Consider the following 15,783-nt stretch of genomic DNA (forward strand, 5'->3'; position numbering starts at 1 on the left):
GCGTCAGGACTTCTTGCTGGCCGACTTCCTCGCGGACCGCCGGGTGGTGGTGACCTTCGGTGGCGCGGCCTCGGTCGGTGCGGGCTGAGTCGGCGCTGCCTTGGTGGGTGCTGCCTTGGTCGGCGCTGCCTTGTTCTTCGACGCCGCCCTGGCGCTCGCGGGCCGGGTGCCCTTGAGCCGCACCAGCAGCTGATTGCCCGAGCCCGAGGTCTCGAGGTAGGGCTGGGCCGCGACGAGCGTGCTGAGCCGGGCGCCCGGTCCGGCGAAGTTGCGGGCGTCGAACGACGGGTGGGTGCGGATGAGCTGGTTGCCCAGGGCGGGCAGCAGCGCCCAACCGTCGTCGTCCGAGACGGCGTTGACCGCGCGGGTCAGGGCACTCTGGAGGTTGATCGACGGGGTCTTCTCGTCCGTGGCGTCGTCGGCCTCGTCCTCGGTGTCGTCACCGTCGTCGTCCCGGTCGGTGACCACCGCGAGATCGATGAACTTGTCGCACGCATTGCGCAGCGACTCCGGCGCCTTGTTCTCGCCGAGGACGTAGACCCTCTTGCCCGACTCGCGCAACCGGTGGGCGAGGCTCGTGAAGTCGCTGTCGCTGGTGACGAGCGCGAAGGCCTCGACGTTGCCGTCGTAGAGCAGGTCCATCGCGTCGATCACGAGGGCGAGGTCGGTGGAGTTCTTGCCCGACGTGTAGGCGTTCTGGTGCATCGCGCGCAGGCCGAGGCGGTTGAGCTTGCGCGCCCACTGGGTGAGGTGGGGGTTGGTCCAGTCGCCGTAGACGCGCCGGATCGTCGGGTCGCCGTACTTCGCGACCTCGCCCAGCACCTCGTCGGCGTACGCCGGCCTGGTGTTGTCGGCGTCGATCATCACCGCGATCCGATCGGCTGCTCCGGTGGACTCCATGCGTGCAGCCTAGGGGGCACCCGGCGGACGCTGCCTCCTCTGGCAGGGTGGTGGCGTGACGCGTGACGCAGTGGTCGTGGGCGGGGGGATCGCCGGACTGGTCGCGGCCCGGGGCCTCGCCGCCACCGGTCGCGACGTGCTCCTGCTCGAGGGGTCACCGCAGGTCGGCGGCAAGGTGCGCAGTGCCGAGGTGGCCGGGCTCACGGTCGACGTCGGGGCCGAGGCCATGCTGGCCCGCCGCCCGGAGGGCCTCGCCCTGGCCACCGAGATCGGCGCCGAGGTGGTCCACCCGACCGCGGTCACGTCCGCCGTCTGGTCGCGCGGCGCGCTGCGCACGCTGCCGCGCTCGCTGATGGGCGTGCCCCTCGACCTCGACCGACTCGCCGCCAGCGGAGTGCTCAGCCCGGAGGGCCTGGCCCGCGCGCGCCACGAGCTCGACACCCCCGTGGGCGACGACGTGTCCGTGGGCGACCTGGTCGCGGCGCGGCTCGGCGACGAGCTCGTGGATCGTCTGGTCGAACCGCTGCTCGGAGGCGTGTACGCCGGGCACGCCCGCCGCATCTCGGCCGCGGCGGCCGTGCCGCAGCTGCTCGCGATGGCGCGCCGCGGGAGCCTGCTCGAGCAGGCTGCGGCGGTCCCGCCGTCGACCGCGCCGGTCTTCGCCTCACTTCCCGGCGGCATGGGTCGCCTGCCCGGGCTGGTCGTCGACGGCGGCGGCTTCGAGGTGCGGACCTCGGCGACCGTGCGCGCGCTGCGGCGTACGGCCGGCGGGTGGGCGCTGACGGTCGGCCCGACGACCCACCCCGAGACGGTCGAGGCCGCCGCGGTCGTGCTGGCCACCCCCGCGTCGCCCACCGCGCGGCTGCTGGGGGAGGTGCTCCCCGACGCGGCCGCTGAGCTGTCGGCGATCGAGGCTGCGAGCGTCGCCGTCGTCACGCTCGCCCTCCGCGCGCGGGACGTCCCCGACGCACTCGTCGAGCGGTCCGGCTTCCTCGTGCCACCGGTCGAGCAGCGCACCATCAAGGCCTCGACCTTCTCCTTCGCCAAGTGGGCGTGGGTGCGCGACCTCGACCCCGACGTCGTCGTGCTGCGCACCTCGCTGGGCCGCCACGGCGAGGAGACGACGCTGCAGGCCACCGACGACGGGCTGGTCCGCGTCTCGCTCGCCGACCTCGCCGCGATGGCCGGCATCACCGCCCAGCCGCTCGACACCCACGTCCAGCGCTGGGGCGGCGGGCTGCCGCAGTACGCCGTCGGCCACCTCGACCGCGTCGCCCGGATCAGGGCCGCGGTCGCGGCACAGCCCGGGCTCGCGGTGTGCGGGGCGGCGTACGACGGGGTCGGCATCCCGGCGGTGATCGGGTCGGCCCGGCAGGCCGTGGCCTCGGTCACACGGGCAGAATGAAGCCATGAGCACCGAGTCCCCCGACGCGAAGACCAACGCCGCCCGCACGCGTGAGCTCAACGACACGATCCGCTACACGATGTGGTCGGTGTTCAGGCTGCGCGACGTCCTCGGCGACGCCGACCGGGCCGCAGAGGCGACCGACGTCGAGGCGTTGTTCGAGGTGCTCGCCGAGCAGGACGTGACGGTCCGCGGGCTCTACGACGTCAGCGGCCTGCGCGCCGACTCCGACCTCATGGTGTGGTGGCACGCCGCCGACTCGCAGCAGCTCCAGGGTGCCTACAACGCGTTCCGCCGCACGTCGTTCGGCCGTCGCCTCGAGCCGGTCTGGTCGCAGATGGCGCTGCACCGTCCGGCGGAGTTCAACAAGTCGCACATCCCGGCGTTCCTCGCCGACGAGGAGCCGCGGGCGCACGTGTGCGTCTACCCGTTCGTGCGGTCCTACGAGTGGTACCTCCTCGACGACGCCGAGCGCCGTCGGATGCTGGCCCAGCACGGCCAGCAGGCCCGCGGCTACGCCGACGTGCGCGCCAACACCGTCGCGTCGTTCGCCCTCGGCGACTACGAGTGGATGCTCGCGTTCGAGGCCGACGAGCTGCACCGCATCGTCGACCTGATGCGCGACCTGCGCGCCTCCGACGCCCGCCGCCACGTCCGCGAGGAGGTGCCGTTCTACACCGGCGCCCGGGTGACGCCGGCAGAGCTGCTCGGCCGCCTGCCCTGACGCGGGAACGGCTCGCGGCGCAGTAGCGTCGGAGCATCATGAGGATCTTCACCGCCGCTGCCGTGCTGACCGTCCTGGGCGCCGCCACCGCCTGCTCCACCGAGGCCGACATGAAGGCCGTCGACCCCTCGGGGTCCGGTGGCTCCGCCGCCTCAGCGCCCTCCGACGGGGCGCCGACACCGGTTCCGGACGGCGAGGTCCGTACGCAGGGGCTGGTGATGGTGCTCGACGACGGGGACGGACCCGAGCTGTGCCTCGGCGGCGTCGCCGAGTCGTACCCGCCCCAGTGCGGCGGCCCGGCGCTGACGGACTTCGAGTGGGGCGACGTGGGCTTCGAGGAGGCCTCAGGTGTGCGGTGGGGCCAGTACGCCCTCACCGGCACCTACGACGGCACCGCCTTCACCGTCACCGACGCCATCCCGGCCGCCCTCTACGACGTGATGGCCGAGCCGGAGCAGGACCCGCTCGCCGCCGCCTGCGACGACGCCACCACCACCGACACCACCAGGGCGACCCCCGAGGACATGGACGCCACCCTGGCCGCGGCCTCCGCGCTGCCGACGTACGCCACGGCGTGGCTGACCGGCAACACCATCAACGTCGCCGTCACCGAGGACGCCGAGGGCGCCGAGGCAGAGCTGCGCAGGACATGGGGCGGGATGCTGTGCGTGACCACGGTCGAGCGCACCGAGGCCGACCTCAACGAGGTCAACCAGGAGCTGCAGGCGGCGCTGGGCGAGCAGCTGCTGACCAGCGGGTCGTTCGCGCCGGACTCCCTCGACGCTCAGGTCGTCTTCGACGACGGCTCGATCCAGAAGTGGGCCGACGCGACCTACGGCGAGGGGCTGGTGACGATCAGCTCCGCGCTGGAGCCGGCCGCCTGATCACTTCTTCTCGTTGAGCGTGATGCTGATCGAGTTGATGCAGTAGCGGTCGCCCGTCGGCGTGCCGAACCCGTCGGGGAAGACGTGGCCGAGGTGCGAGCCGCACTTCGCGCAGCGGACCTCGACGCGCTTCATGCCGTGGGAGTTGTCCTCGATGTACTCCACGGTGTCGGTCATCGGCTGGTAGAAGCTCGGCCAGCCGCAGCCGGAGTGGAACTTGGTGTCGCTGGTGAACAGCTCGGACCCGCAGGCCTTGCACGAGTAGGTGCCCTCGGTCTCGGTGTCGGTGTACTCGCCGGTGAAGGCGCGCTCGGTGCCGGCCTGGCGCAGCACGGCGTACTCCTCGGGGGTGAGCTCCTCGCGCCACTGCTCGTCGGTCTTCTGCACGTCGTAGGCCATGGCTCCGAGTCTACGAGGGCACGCCAGCGCGCGGCCCGGGTCGCTGGGTTTCGACGCGCAGTCGCGTGCTCGCAGGCTCGCCCGCGCGCTTGCTCAACCTCCCGCCCCACGCCGGGCACGACTGCGTCGTTCCCGGCTAGGGTCGTGACATGGCGAAGGCGTCGGAGGCGTACGTCCGGGCGGGGGAGCGCGAGGTCAGGATCTCCTCGCCGGAGCGGGTGATCTACGAGGCGACCGATCGCACGCCCGCGGTGACCAAGCTCATGGTCGCGGAGTACTTCACGAGCGTCGAGGAGGGCCTCATGCGGGCCCTGCGCGACCGGCCGACGGCCCTGGAGCGGTGGACCTCCGGCGTACGCCCCGGCATGAAGCTGGCGACTGGGCCGCAGGACCGCAACGCCGACGCGTTCTACCAGAAGCGGGTGCCCAAAGGGGCGCCCGACTACCTCGAGTCGGTGCAGATCACCTTCCCGTCGGGGCGTACGGCCGACGAGATCTGCCCCACCGAGATCGCGGTGCCGGTGTGGTGCGCGCAGATGGGCACGCTGACCTTCCACCCCTGGCCGGTGCGGCGCGACGACGTCGACCACCCCGACGAGCTGCGCATCGACCTCGACCCGCAGCCGGGCACGACCTTCGCCGACGCCGTACGGGTCGCGGGCGTGGCACGTGAGCTGCTGTCGGACCTCGGCATGACCGGCTTCGCGAAGACCTCGGGCAACCGGGGGATCCACGTCTACGTACGGATCGAGCCGCGGTGGGACTTCGCCGAGGTGCGGCACGCCGCGATCGCGTTCGGTCGCGAGCTGGAGAAGCGCGACGACGGCGTGACCACGGCGTGGTGGAAGGAGGAGCGGGGGGAGCGGATCTTCGTCGACTTCAACCAGAACACCCGGGACCGCACGATCGCCTCGGCCTACTCGCTGCGCCCGATCCCCGGCGCGCCGGTGTCGACCCCCCTGGCGTGGGACGAGCTCTCCGACCTGACCGACCCCCACCACCTCAACCTGTTCTCCGTGCCCTCGCGCCTCATGCTGGACGGCGACCCGTGGGAGGGGATCGACGACGTGCACCACTCGCTCCAGCCCCTGCTGGACCTGTGGGACGAGCACCCGGTCGAGCTCAACTTCCCGCCCGACCACCCCAAGATGCCCGGTGAGCCGCCGCGGGTGCAGCCGAGCAAGAAGGTCGAGGCGCACTGGGACGCCGAGGGGAACCGGATCGCCGACTGAGCCTCGCAGCGGTGCCGCAGCCACATCCTGAGCACGGGGAATGTGGGTCACCCACCGCCGTACGGCGTGGCGAGCGCGACTCGCCGAGGAAGCGGTGCCACAGCCACCTCAGCCAGCCAGGAAATGTGGCTCACGCACCACTCAGCCGAGCTCCCAGGGCGCCGCGATCGGGAAGTACTGCTCGAGGAACTCGTGGAGCAGCCCGTCGGCGCGCTCCTCGTCGAAGGCGGCGAGGAGGTTGTCGGCCACGCAGAAGAAGTCGCGGTCGCGCTTGAGCATCTGCCGGAGCTGGACCGGCAGCTGCTGGTGGCCGAGGTCGACGTAGCCGTGGTGGGCGCTGGCCCGGAAGGCCTGACCGGTGATCAGCCCGTAGCTCTGCGCGAAGGAGGAGAGCATCGACAGGTCCGTCTCCGAGCGGAACGGGGCGTGGGTGGTGCGGGAGACCTCGTCGGGGAAGCGGGCCGAGATCTCCTCGAGGGTCGTACGCCGCTGCGGGTGCGGGCTGTGCATCATCGTGTGGGTCAGCGTGACTCCGAAGGCCTCGGCCAGGAGGCGGCGGTTGTTCTGCGCGGCCGAGAGGTAGGGCCGGTCGTCGGTGCCGGGCAGGCCGACGGCGCGGTGGTCGGCGACGAAGGCGGCGTACTGCCCGCCGGGCGCGAAGAAGTGCTCCTTGCGTCGCGGCCGCCCGAGGAACACGTCGTCGTTGACGTAGACGAAGTGGTCGGCGAGGCCGGGCACGGCGTGCAGCCGGGTCTCGATCGCGTGCGAGCTGAAGGTCGGCAGCGCCGAGTCCGGGAGGATGTCGCGGTGGTCGACCACGCGTACGCGGTCGTGCGAGGTGTCGAGCCAGGCCGGCACCTGGCCGGCGGTGACGAGGTGGATGCGGCGCACCCACGGCGCGAAGAGGTGGATGCTGCGCATTGAGTAGCGCAGCTCGTCGCGGCTGCGGTAGCGCGAGGCGCCACTCGCCCGGGCGCTCGGAGTGCCGCCGAGCCCGGTGATCCGCTCGTCGCGGGCAGCCAGCCACGCCTCGTCGTCGCCGTCGACCCAGGTGTAGACGACGTCCACGTCGAAGCGGCAGTCGTCGACCGTCGGCAGCGCCATCAGCTCGAGCGTGGGCACCTCGACGCCCTCGACGGTGGTCGTGGTGCGCGGGGTGCCGGCCGGGACGCGGTCGCCCCAGCGGTTGGGGCCGGGTGCGAGCAGGTCGCCGTCGGTGGACTCCTCCCAGAACTGCACGCCCACCTCGACGCCCTCGCCGAGGACGCCGTCGTGGCCTCCGCGCATCGGCCACGGCTCGAGGAAGAGCGAGGCCGTCCGGGTCCGGGCGAGCTCCTCGGTCATCGCCGTCACCGTGCCGCGTCGCTCGGGCCAGCCGCGCTCGGCGGGGTCGCGCACCGACAGCCAGTCGGGGACCGCGCCCGTGGCGAGCGACGCGAGGAAGTCGCCGCGACGTGACGACGGCACGACGACCAGCGGGTGCGGGTCGAGGCCGCGGGCGGGCACGACGAACCAGCCCTCGCCGGTCGCGGCGGCCGCGGCGGTGAGGGCGGTCAGCGCTGCCGTACGCGCCTGGGCGGGCGTGACGCCCGCGGCTCCTGTCGTGTCGGGCAGGTCGCCGAGCGGGCCCGGGCGGAGGCCGTGCAGCACGCGGCGCGGCGCGAGCGGGTCGGCGCGGCGGGCGACCGCCGTACGGAACGTCTCCACCCACTGCGCGGCGAGGAGTCGGCCGTCCCACCGCTCCGAGCGCTCGAGCGCGGCGGCCCCCAGGCTCGTGCGGAGGTCGTCGTCGGTGGCGATGCGCAGCATCGCGGCGGCGAGCGCGGCCTTGGAGCCCGGCGGGACGAGGAGCCCGTCGACGTCGTGGGTGATGATCTCGCGCGGGCCCGACGGGCAGTCGTAGGACACCGGCGGCACGCCCGCCGACATCGCCTCCTGCAGGACCAGGGGATAGCCCTCGCCCCGCGACGCGAGCACGGCGACGCTCGCTCGGGCCCACTCGGCCGCCAGGTCGTCGGTCGACCCGGGGAGGCGTACGCGATCCTCGAGACCGAGCTTGCGCACCTGCGCGGCCAGGTTGTCGGCGCGCGGTCCGTCGCCCCAGACGGTCAGCGTCCAGCCGGGCACCTGCTCGTGGATGCGCCAGAAGGCGTCGACGACGTGCTCGAACTGCTTCTCCGGTGCGAGCCGGCCGGCCGTCACGAAGGCCTGCTGGTCCAGCGGGGAGCGCGCCTGCGCGTGGGCGGGCAGCGGGTTCGGGATCACCTGGAGCTCGGGTGCGGCACCGCCGAGGCGACCGGCGAGCCACCGCGACATCGACTCGGTCAGCGACACGACGACGTCGGCACGGGGGGCGAACTGGAGCAGCGCGCCGAGGTCGTTGACCCGGCTGGAGGAGGCGCGGTGCTCCTGGTGCACCAGAGCGACGTCGTCGGGAGCGAGCTGGGCGACGACGGCGAGCAGCTCGGGAGTGGTGGTGACGAGCACGTCGGCCTCGATCGCACCGAGCGCCTCGCGCATCGTGGCGTCGGTCAGACCGTTGTAGAGGGCGTCCCAGCTGCGCGGCACGATCACCGACTCCCGATCGGCGAGCTCCGGTGCATGGCTGCCGCGGACCGCGGCGGGACGCTCGCCGCGTACGTCGACGAGGTAGGTGACCTCGAGCCCGTCGGCGAGCCGGTAGTGCGTCGAGGCGCCGCTGCGGGTCACGCTGAGGATGCGCACCCGGTGGCCCTCGTCCAGGGAGAGCAGCGCGTTGGCCTGCTCGATGCCCGAGCGGGCGGTGCCGCCCATGCCGTCGGCGTTGAACAGGACGAAGACGATGTCGAGCGGGCCGTCGCGGCGTACGCGGCGTACCGCCGAGCGCACCTTCCCACCGAGCCTCTCGGTCAGTGCCACGTGGCCCTCAGTCCTCCTTCGTCGACGCCTCCGCCGAACGGTCGGCACGATCCTAGGGGGAGGCGGTCCGGCCGATAGGGTGAGCCGCATGCCGACGTCCTCCACCCCGCTGGTCCTGGTGTCCGGATCCGGTCGCAGTGGCACCAGCTCCCTCGCCGGCACCCTGAAGCGGCTCGGCCTCCACGTGCCGCAGCCCGAGGTCGAGGCGTCGGAGACCAACCCGCGCGGGTTCTACGAGCCGCAGTGGGTCATCGACTTCCACAAGCGGCACCTCAAGGAGCTTGCGCTCTTCAACATCGACAGCCGGCCCTCGGCGGTCGACATCGTCGCCAGGCACGTCGAGTCGGGCGTGCCGACCGCCGAGCTGCACGAGTGGCTCTCGGGCCAGCTCGACGGGGAGCACCTCCGCGGCGAGCAGGTCGTCGTCAAGGACCCGCACGCCTTCTGGTTCGCCCAGGTGTGGGAGGTGGTCAGCGCCGAGGTGGGCGCCGACCTGCGCTGGCTCACCGCGCTGCGCCACCCCGCCGAGGTCGTCGGCTCGCGCGACATCGCCTACCTCTCCAGCCAGTCCGACGAGCTGCGGCTGACCAAGGAGACCTCCAACGTCGCGGGCTGGGTGCACGCGGCGCTGCTCACCGAGAAGGCCGGCCGCGGCTCGAAGCGGTCGTTCGTGAAGTACGTCGACCTGCTGGCCGACTGGCGTACGGCCCTCGCGCCCGTGCAGCAGCAGCTCGAGCTGGCCCTCGACACCGACCTCTCGTCGTCCGAGCACCACTCCGTCGACGACTTCATCGAGCCGTCGATGCGCAAGTCGCAGCTCACCTGGGACGACGTCCGCACGCCCGACTGGCTGCGCGACATGGCGGAGGAGGTGTGGCGGCTGCTCGGAGCGCTGACCACCACCCCGCACGACCCTGACACGCTCGGCGCGCTCGACCGCATCCACGCCGACTACAACGCCCGCTACGCCGACGCGGTGGCGCTCACCTTCGACCACACCAAGGCCGCGTCGACCCTCGCCGCCCGCGAGGCCCGCGACGCCCAGCGCGCCACCGTGCAGCAGCTGCGCCGCGAGCTGGCCCGGGTCCGGGCCGCGAAGGAGACGCCGGTCGGCGGTCGCGAGGCGGCCACGATCCTGCGGCGCGCAGTCGTACGCCGGGTCACCCGCCGCAGCTGAGTGGGCGCGTCCTGACGTCGTGGGGGCGCCGAGTCGGCGCGTCGTGACGTCGCGCTCACGCCGAGTCGGCGCGTCCTGACGTCCTGGGGGCGCCGAGTGAGCGCGTCGTGACGTCGTGGGGGCGCCGAGTGGGCGCGTTCTCGCAGAGAATGCGTGAGGATGCGCCGCCTCAGCGGTGGTGGGGCGTCAGGATGCGCCGCCTCAGCGGTGGTGGGGCGTCAGGATGCGCCGCCTCGGCGGTGGTGGGGCGTCAGGACGCGCCCACCGACGTCAGACGCCGCTGACGCCCTCGCCGGCCCCGGAGGCCTGCTCGTCGAAGTTCTCGTGCTCGATCAGGTGCAGGACCGGTACGCCGAGCTTGCGGCGCGCGCGGGAGGTCCAGTCGACGTGGAAGAACTCGGCGACCACGTGCGGTCGGGTCAGGATGATCGCCTCGCGCGCGTCGACCGCGCTGACGAGTGCGGCGAGCGCGTCGACGGGCGGCTCGGAGGTCACCTTCCCGTGCGCGGTCCCGCCGGCCGCGGCGATGGCCTTGAGGGTCTTCTGGAGGTCGGAGGAGGAGTTCTCCTCGCACTCGCGCCGCAGCGCGTCGATGTCGACGTCGTTCATCGCCAGCGCGGGTGCGGCCATCAGGTCCCCGGCGCCGAGCGTGCCCAGCGAGGCCTCGATGCGGGCAGCAGCGTCCTCCAGGGGGAGCAGCACGTGGTAGACGACCTTGTCCTCGATCTCGCTGTGCAGCGAGCGCACCTGCTGGGCGTCGGCGGCCGACAGGGCCTGCTCGACGAGGAGCACCACGTCGTAGGTGCCCTGCCCGTCGTGGATGGACTCGTCGGGGCTGGTGGGGGTGTTCTCGGTCATGACGCGCCTCCGGGTTCGGTACTGAGGATTCTAGTGAGGTCGTAGCCGGCCGGCTCGTCGAGCTGCGCGTAGCCGCAGGACTCCGGGTCGCGGTCGGTGCGCCACCTCTTGAAGTGCGCAGTGTGGCGGAAGCGCCGACCCTCCATGTGGTCGTACTTCACCTCCAGCACCCGCTCGGGGCGCAGCGCGGTGAACCCGAGGTCCTTGCCGGCGCTCCACCGGCTCTGGGTGCCGGGGACGCGGTCGGGGTTGGCGGTGAGGAACTCGTTCCACCGGCCCCACGGGTGGTCGGCGATGTCGCAGACCAGCGGCTGCAGCTCGCGCCACAGCTCGGCGCGGCGCGCGGCGGTGAAGCTGGCCGAGACGCCGATGTGCTGGAGCTCGCCCGCCTCGTCGTACAGGCCGAGCAGCAGTGAGCCGACCAGCGGCTCCTCGGGGGTGGAGGTCTTGTGCTCGCGGTAGCCGGCGAGGACGACGTCGGCGGTGCGCTCGTGCTTGATCTTGAGCATGGTGCGCTTGTTGGGCTCGTACGCCGCCCCGAGCGGCTTGGCCACGACCCCGTCGAGCCCCGCGCCCTCGAACTCCTCGAACCACCGCTCGGCCTCGGCGGAGTCCTCGGTGGTGCGGGTGAGGAAGCAGGGCCCGGTGCCGTCGAGGTGGCCGAGGGCCTCGACGAGGGCGGCGCGGCGCTCGGAGAACGGGCGACCGAGGAAGGACTCGTCCCCGAGGGCGAGCAGGTCGAAGGCCACGAACCCGGCCGGCGTCTCCACGGCGAGCTTGTCGACGCGGCTGGCAGCGGGGTGGATGCGCTCCTGGAGCGTCTCGAACTCGAGCCGCCAGCCGTCCGGGCCCCGGAGGCCGACGAAGATCTCGCCGTCGAGCACGACCCGGTCGGGGAGCTGCGCGCGGCAGGCCTCGACGACCTCGGGGAAGTAGCGGGTCAGCGGCTTGGTGTTGCGGCTGGCGAGCTCGACCTCGTCGCCGTCCTTGAAGACCAGGCAGCGGAAGCCGTCCCACTTGGGCTCGAAGCTCAGCCCGCCGTGCTTCGCCGGGTCCGGCACGCCGCTGACGCTCTTGGCCAGCATCGGCTGCACGGGCGGCATCACGGGAAGGTCCACAGCACCAGCCTAGGCCGCGATCGCCCGCGCAACCCGTCAGCCGGCCCGGACCGCCTGTCGGCGCCCGGCCACCAGCGCCAGGACGAGGGCGACGAGCACCCCGATCACCGGCGGGACGAAGAACCCGGTCTCGTTGGCTGCGTACGCCAGGGCGCTGGCCAGGGCGTAGATCCCGAGGTTGACCCAGTGGAAGGGAGCGATCGGGTGCCCCGCGGGCATGCCGTCGCGCCAGCGGGCCAGGTAGTCGCCGATGATCACGCCGCCGAGCGGCGGGATGAACACCCCGAGCAGCACCAGGTAGTCGACGAGGTGGTTCTGCACCCCCACGAGCGCCAGCACGGTGCCGATCACGGAGCCGCCCACCACGAACGGGAGCTTGGACGGCTTCTCGAAGAGCTCGGCCCCGGCGACCCCGAAGGCGTACGCGGTGTCGGCGTTGGACTTCCAGAGGTTACCGAAGAGGAGGAACAGGCCCCATCCGACGAGCCCGAGGTTGTAGAGCACGAGGACGAAGTCGCCCTCGCCAAAGGTCATCGCACCCGTGGCGCCGAAGAAGATCATCAGCCCGTTGCCGACCAGGAACCCGATCGCGCACGCCAGCACGGCCTGGCCGCCGGTCCGCGCGAAGCGCGTCCAGTTGGGGGCCTGGGTGCCGGCGGAGACGAACGTCCCGACGACGGTGGTGATCGCCACCGACCACGTCATCGTGGCGTCCGGCTCGACCCGGGCCAGGCCGGACCAGCCGCCGACCTCCTCGAGCGAGCGCAGCAGCACCCAGAAGGCCAGCACCAGGATCAGGGGCGTCGAGATCGCCGAGACCCAGAACATCCCGCGGTAGCCGTAGCACGCCGTCAGGCACATCAGGGCGCTCGCCAGGACCATCACCGCCGCACGGGACGGGTACGACTCCCAGTCCAGCGCCTGCGCGGTGAGGTCGCCGATCGTGCCGATGACGACGCCGTACCATCCGATCTGCGTGCCGCCGAGCAGGACCGAGGCGAGCTTGGCGCCGCGCTGGCCGAGCACGTAGCGCGACATCACGACGGTGGTGAGCCCCGTTCGCGCCCCGATCCAGCCGAGCACCGCGACGTAGACGCCGAGCACGAGGGAGCCGAGCAGGATCACCTGGACGAGCTCGGACAGCGAGAACGCGGCCCCCAGCTGGGCGCCGGCGAGCATGGTGGGGGTGAAGACGGTGAAGCCGAGGAGCACGATCGCCAGCGAGACGAAGGACTTCCGGGCGTGCGTCGGGACGGGGGTGACCGGGTAGTCCGGGTCGACGACCTCGGCCGTGGTGCTCGTGGTGCTCACGCCTCCTCCCCGATGTCCTCGGCCCACAGCTCGGGCTTCTCCGCGATCATCGTGTCCATCAGCGCCTTGCACTCGGCGTCGTCGGCCACGACCAGCTCGACGCCGCGCGAGGCCAGCCACGACTCGGAGGCCTCGAACGTGCGGTTCTCCCCGATGACGATCCGCGGGATGTCGTAGAGCACCGCCGTGCCGGCGCACATGAAGCACGGCGACAGCGTGGTGTAGAGGGTGCTGGCCCGGTAGACCCGCGCGGGGAGGCGCCCGGCGTTCTCGATGCAGTCGGTCTCGCCGTGACGGATCGCCGAGCCCATCTGGACGCGGCGGTTGCGGCCGACGGCCAGCACCTCGCCGTCGTGGACGAGGGCGGCCCCGATCGGGATCCCGCCTTCCTGCCAGCCGATCCGCGCCTGCTCGATCGCGAGGTCGAGGAAGGTCTGCTCCGCTGTGTCGATCATGCCTGGCCCTTCGTCCGGTCGTGTCGTGCCCGCCCGTGCGGGTGTGTGCCCCGCTCACACCACCAGAGCACCGGACCGACTGGCAACGGACACCTCGACAAGCCTCAGGGTCTAGTGTCCTGACACATCGTCCCCCGAGGAGGCGCCGCGTGCTGATCCCGCTGACCGAGGTGCTCGCGCTGCCGTCGTTCCGGGCGGCAGGCGTGCGGGTGCTCGTCGGTGATCCCGACCCGGTCCTCGTGCGCTGGGTGCACTCCTCGGAGGTCTACGAGATGGGTGCGCTGCTCGCGGGCGGGGAGGTGCTGCTGACCACGGGGCTCGGCCTGCACGGCCGCACGCCCGAGCACCTGGCGGCGTACGTCGAGCAGCTCGCCGACGCCGGTCTCGCGGCGCTGGCGCTGGAGCTGGGTCGCACGTTCTTCGAGGTGCCCCCTGCGATCCTCGAAGCGGCCGGACGGCGGCACCTGGTGGTGCTCGGCCTGACACAGGTGGTGCCGTTCGAGCGGATGGTCGAGGACTTCCACGAGCTCGTCGTGCGGCGCCGCACGCACGCCGGCGGCGGTGCCGCGTGGGAGGACCTCGCCCAGGTCGTCGTCGACGGCCGTGGCCTGCGGGCCCTGCTCGACGAGGTGTCGCGAGCCGCCGGCTGCGAGGTCGAGCTGCGCGACCGCGACGACCAGCTGGTCGAGCGCAGCACGATCGCGTCCGTGGCGGAGGAGGCGCGGGTCGCGGAGCCGGTCCGCGGTCCGGCGGGAGTGGTGGGCACGGTGCACCTCCTCGGTGCCCCGACCCGGCAGCGCCGCCGGGTGGCGGGGCAGGCCGCGGTGGCCGTGGCGCTCGAGCTGGGCCGGGCCGGCTCGCTGGGCCACCGTCCGAGCCCGAGCCAGTCCCTCGTGTCCGACCTGTGCGCCGCGACGCCGATGCCCGGGACCGAGGTGACCGACCGCCTGGCCGACCTGGGCTGGCCGCCCCCCGACGGCCGAGGCTGGCAGGCCGTGGCCGTGGCGGTCGAGCCGGGAACGGCGCTGGCCGACGTGGTGCCGGCGGTCGAGCACGCGCTGCGGGGCGTCGCCACGCCCGTGCTGGCCGGCGTCGCCGGGAGCCGCGTGGTGGCGGTGGTGCGGGGGTGGTCACGACCCGGGCTCACCCGTGCCGCCCTCACCGACGCGTACGCCGTGCTGGGCCGGCGACTGGCCGCGGACGCCTCGGGCGCCTCACCGGCCGGCGCCTCCTCCGATCCTGCTGCGCCCGCGCTGGTGGTGGCCGGACCGCTGGTCGGCGACCCGGCCGAGCTCGGACCGGCACTCGGCACCGCCCGGGAGCTGCTGGAGCTCGCCCGGCGTACGGGACGCCGCGACGGCGTGCTGCTCGCGCGCGACCTGGCCGCGCCGCACCTGCTGTCCGCGGTGGGGCCGGCGGTGTGGGCCGGGGTGGCCGAGGAGCAGGTGGGTGCCCTCATCGCCCACGACAGCCGGCACCGCACCGAGCTCCTGCGCACCCTCGACACCTACCTGGCCCTCGGCACGTCCAAGGCGGCGGCCGCGACGGCGCTCGGCATCCGGCGGCAGTCGCTCTACGACCGGCTCGAGCGGATCGAGCGGTTGCTGGGGGTGGACGTCGACGACGCCGACCAGCAGCTCGGCCTGCGACTCGGTCTGCTGGCGTGGCGCCTGCGCACCGGGATCGACCCGCGGGTCGGGTTCGGCGGCTGACCCGCCCCGCTCAGTCCTCGCCGCGCAGGGAGAACGACCTCAGCCGGTCGCCCGCGAACCACACGCCTGCGACGGTCACCACGAGGCTGGCGACGACCGCGTAGCCGAGGTTGGCGGGGTCGGGCAGCCGGTCGGAGATCCCGTGGCCGACTCGCAGTCCCCACTGGCCGATGCTGAGCCAGGCGATGCCGGTAAAGAGGTTGCCGAGCAGCCCCTCCCAGATCAGCACGAACATCAGCGACGCGATCACCGCGTGCCGGGTGACCGCCGAGATCGCGAGGAAGAGTGCGGAGTACGCCGTGCCGGCGACGGCGGCCGCGACGAACAGCCCCGTGGCGCGGGTGCCGGCGCCGGTCATCAGCGCGCCCACCAGGATCGGCAGCGCGCCGGCCGCGAGCGTCGCGCCGAGGGCGACGACCCACTTGCTGGTCGCCACGCCGTAGCGATTCACCGGCTTGGCCAGCAGGTAGACGATCGAGCCGTCGTCGACCTCGGGACCGAGCACCGACGACGCCGCGAGGATCGCGACGAGCGGGAGCACGAGCGGGTAGCCCAGGTTGGGCAGGATCGCGTACGCCGCGTCGCCGTCGGTCAGCGCCGTGACGAGCCCGACCAGGCCGACGAGCAGCGCGGGGAAGGCCAGCAGCAGGTAGAAGCGGCGGCGACCGAGCAGCGCCTGCAGGGCCAGCTTGGCAATGGTCCCGTTCATG

The 15,783-nt window shown here is 72.9% G+C and carries 14 protein-coding genes; 6 read left to right on the forward strand and 8 right to left on the reverse strand.

The genetic code is table 11. The annotated features are described in order from the left end of the window. Window positions 1-3: 3 nt before the first annotated feature. Window positions 4-900, reverse strand: coding sequence for an NYN domain-containing protein (locus tag EXE59_RS08235; protein ID WP_135838473.1), 897 nt, complete (start codon window positions 898-900; stop codon window positions 4-6). 55 nt (window positions 901-955) lie between these two features. Here EXE59_RS08235 and hemG point away from each other — a divergent pair, with 55 nt between their 5' ends. From hemG to EXE59_RS08250, 3 genes are read left to right on the forward strand one after another with little or no spacing between them, the layout of a single operon-like run. After that, window positions 956-2,305 carry a protoporphyrinogen oxidase gene (gene hemG / locus EXE59_RS08240; RefSeq protein WP_246056620.1) on the forward strand — a complete coding sequence of 450 codons (1,350 nt, stop codon included), beginning with the start codon at window positions 956-958 and terminating at the stop codon, window positions 2,303-2,305. Between the two features lie 4 nt (window positions 2,306-2,309). Beyond that, window positions 2,310-3,029 (forward strand): hydrogen peroxide-dependent heme synthase, encoded by a 720-nt coding sequence (gene hemQ, locus EXE59_RS08245; protein WP_135838474.1) that lies wholly within the window; start codon window positions 2,310-2,312, stop codon window positions 3,027-3,029. 38 nt (window positions 3,030-3,067) lie between these two features. After that, the gene (locus EXE59_RS08250; protein ID WP_135838475.1) at window positions 3,068-3,913 is read left to right on the forward strand and encodes a hypothetical protein; all 846 of its coding nucleotides are present in this window, start codon (window positions 3,068-3,070) and stop codon (window positions 3,911-3,913) included. On the opposite strand, the gene msrB is transcribed toward EXE59_RS08250, so the two are convergent. Continuing rightward, window positions 3,914-4,312 (reverse strand): peptide-methionine (R)-S-oxide reductase MsrB, encoded by a 399-nt coding sequence (gene msrB / locus EXE59_RS08255; RefSeq protein WP_129456376.1) that lies wholly within the window; start codon window positions 4,310-4,312, stop codon window positions 3,914-3,916. Between the two features lie 149 nt (window positions 4,313-4,461). Between msrB and EXE59_RS08260 the strand changes: the two genes are divergently transcribed. Next, a complete protein-coding gene (locus tag EXE59_RS08260; protein ID WP_135838476.1) occupies window positions 4,462-5,544 on the forward strand; it encodes a DNA polymerase domain-containing protein in 1,083 nt (360 codons plus the stop codon). A 141-nt stretch (window positions 5,545-5,685) separates the two neighbouring features. Here the strand turns inward: EXE59_RS08260 and EXE59_RS08265 are convergent, their stop codons facing one another. Further along, complete coding sequence (locus EXE59_RS08265) at window positions 5,686-8,442, reverse strand: stealth conserved region 3 domain-containing protein (protein WP_168218445.1); 2,757 nt, start codon at window positions 8,440-8,442, stop codon at window positions 5,686-5,688. Window positions 8,443-8,530: 88 nt separating this feature from the next. On the opposite strand from EXE59_RS08265, the gene EXE59_RS08270 reads away from it, so the two are divergent. Next, entirely contained in the window at window positions 8,531-9,619 is a 1,089-nt protein-coding gene (locus EXE59_RS08270) for a hypothetical protein (protein ID WP_135838478.1), read from the forward strand. A gap of 270 nt (window positions 9,620-9,889) precedes the next feature. Here EXE59_RS08270 and EXE59_RS08275 read toward each other — a convergent pair whose 3' ends face one another. Genes EXE59_RS08275 through EXE59_RS08290 form a run of 4 tightly spaced genes read right to left on the reverse strand, consistent with a single transcriptional unit; the run spans window position 9,890 to window position 13,361 of the window. Beyond that, on the reverse strand, window positions 9,890-10,477 hold the full coding sequence (locus tag EXE59_RS08275) for a hypothetical protein (protein ID WP_135838479.1): 588 nt from the start codon (window positions 10,475-10,477) through the stop codon (window positions 9,890-9,892). After that, window positions 10,474-11,595 carry an ATP-dependent DNA ligase gene (locus tag EXE59_RS08280; protein ID WP_135838480.1) on the reverse strand — a complete coding sequence of 374 codons (1,122 nt, stop codon included), beginning with the start codon at window positions 11,593-11,595 and terminating at the stop codon, window positions 10,474-10,476. The genes EXE59_RS08275 and EXE59_RS08280 overlap by 4 nt, the downstream gene beginning before the upstream one ends. 36 nt (window positions 11,596-11,631) lie before the next feature. Continuing rightward, window positions 11,632-12,906, reverse strand: a complete 1,275-nt coding sequence (gene codB, locus EXE59_RS08285) for a cytosine permease (protein ID WP_135838481.1) — start codon at window positions 12,904-12,906, stop codon at window positions 11,632-11,634. After that, window positions 12,903-13,361, reverse strand: a complete 459-nt coding sequence (locus EXE59_RS08290; RefSeq protein ID WP_135838482.1) for a nucleoside deaminase — start codon at window positions 13,359-13,361, stop codon at window positions 12,903-12,905. The genes codB and EXE59_RS08290 overlap by 4 nt, the downstream gene beginning before the upstream one ends. Before the next feature lie 149 nt (window positions 13,362-13,510). Here EXE59_RS08290 and EXE59_RS08295 point away from each other — a divergent pair, with 149 nt between their 5' ends. Beyond that, the gene (locus EXE59_RS08295) at window positions 13,511-15,073 is read left to right on the forward strand and encodes a helix-turn-helix domain-containing protein (protein WP_135838483.1); all 1,563 of its coding nucleotides are present in this window, start codon (window positions 13,511-13,513) and stop codon (window positions 15,071-15,073) included. A gap of 10 nt (window positions 15,074-15,083) precedes the next feature. Here EXE59_RS08295 and EXE59_RS08300 read toward each other — a convergent pair whose 3' ends face one another. After that, a complete protein-coding gene (locus EXE59_RS08300; protein WP_135838484.1) occupies window positions 15,084-15,782 on the reverse strand; it encodes an ABC transporter permease in 699 nt (232 codons plus the stop codon). Between the last annotated feature and the right edge of the window lies 1 nt (window position 15,783).

The sequence above is a fragment of the Nocardioides eburneiflavus genome (assembly GCF_004785795.1).
Classification (GTDB): domain Bacteria; phylum Actinomycetota; class Actinomycetes; order Propionibacteriales; family Nocardioidaceae; genus Nocardioides; species Nocardioides eburneiflavus.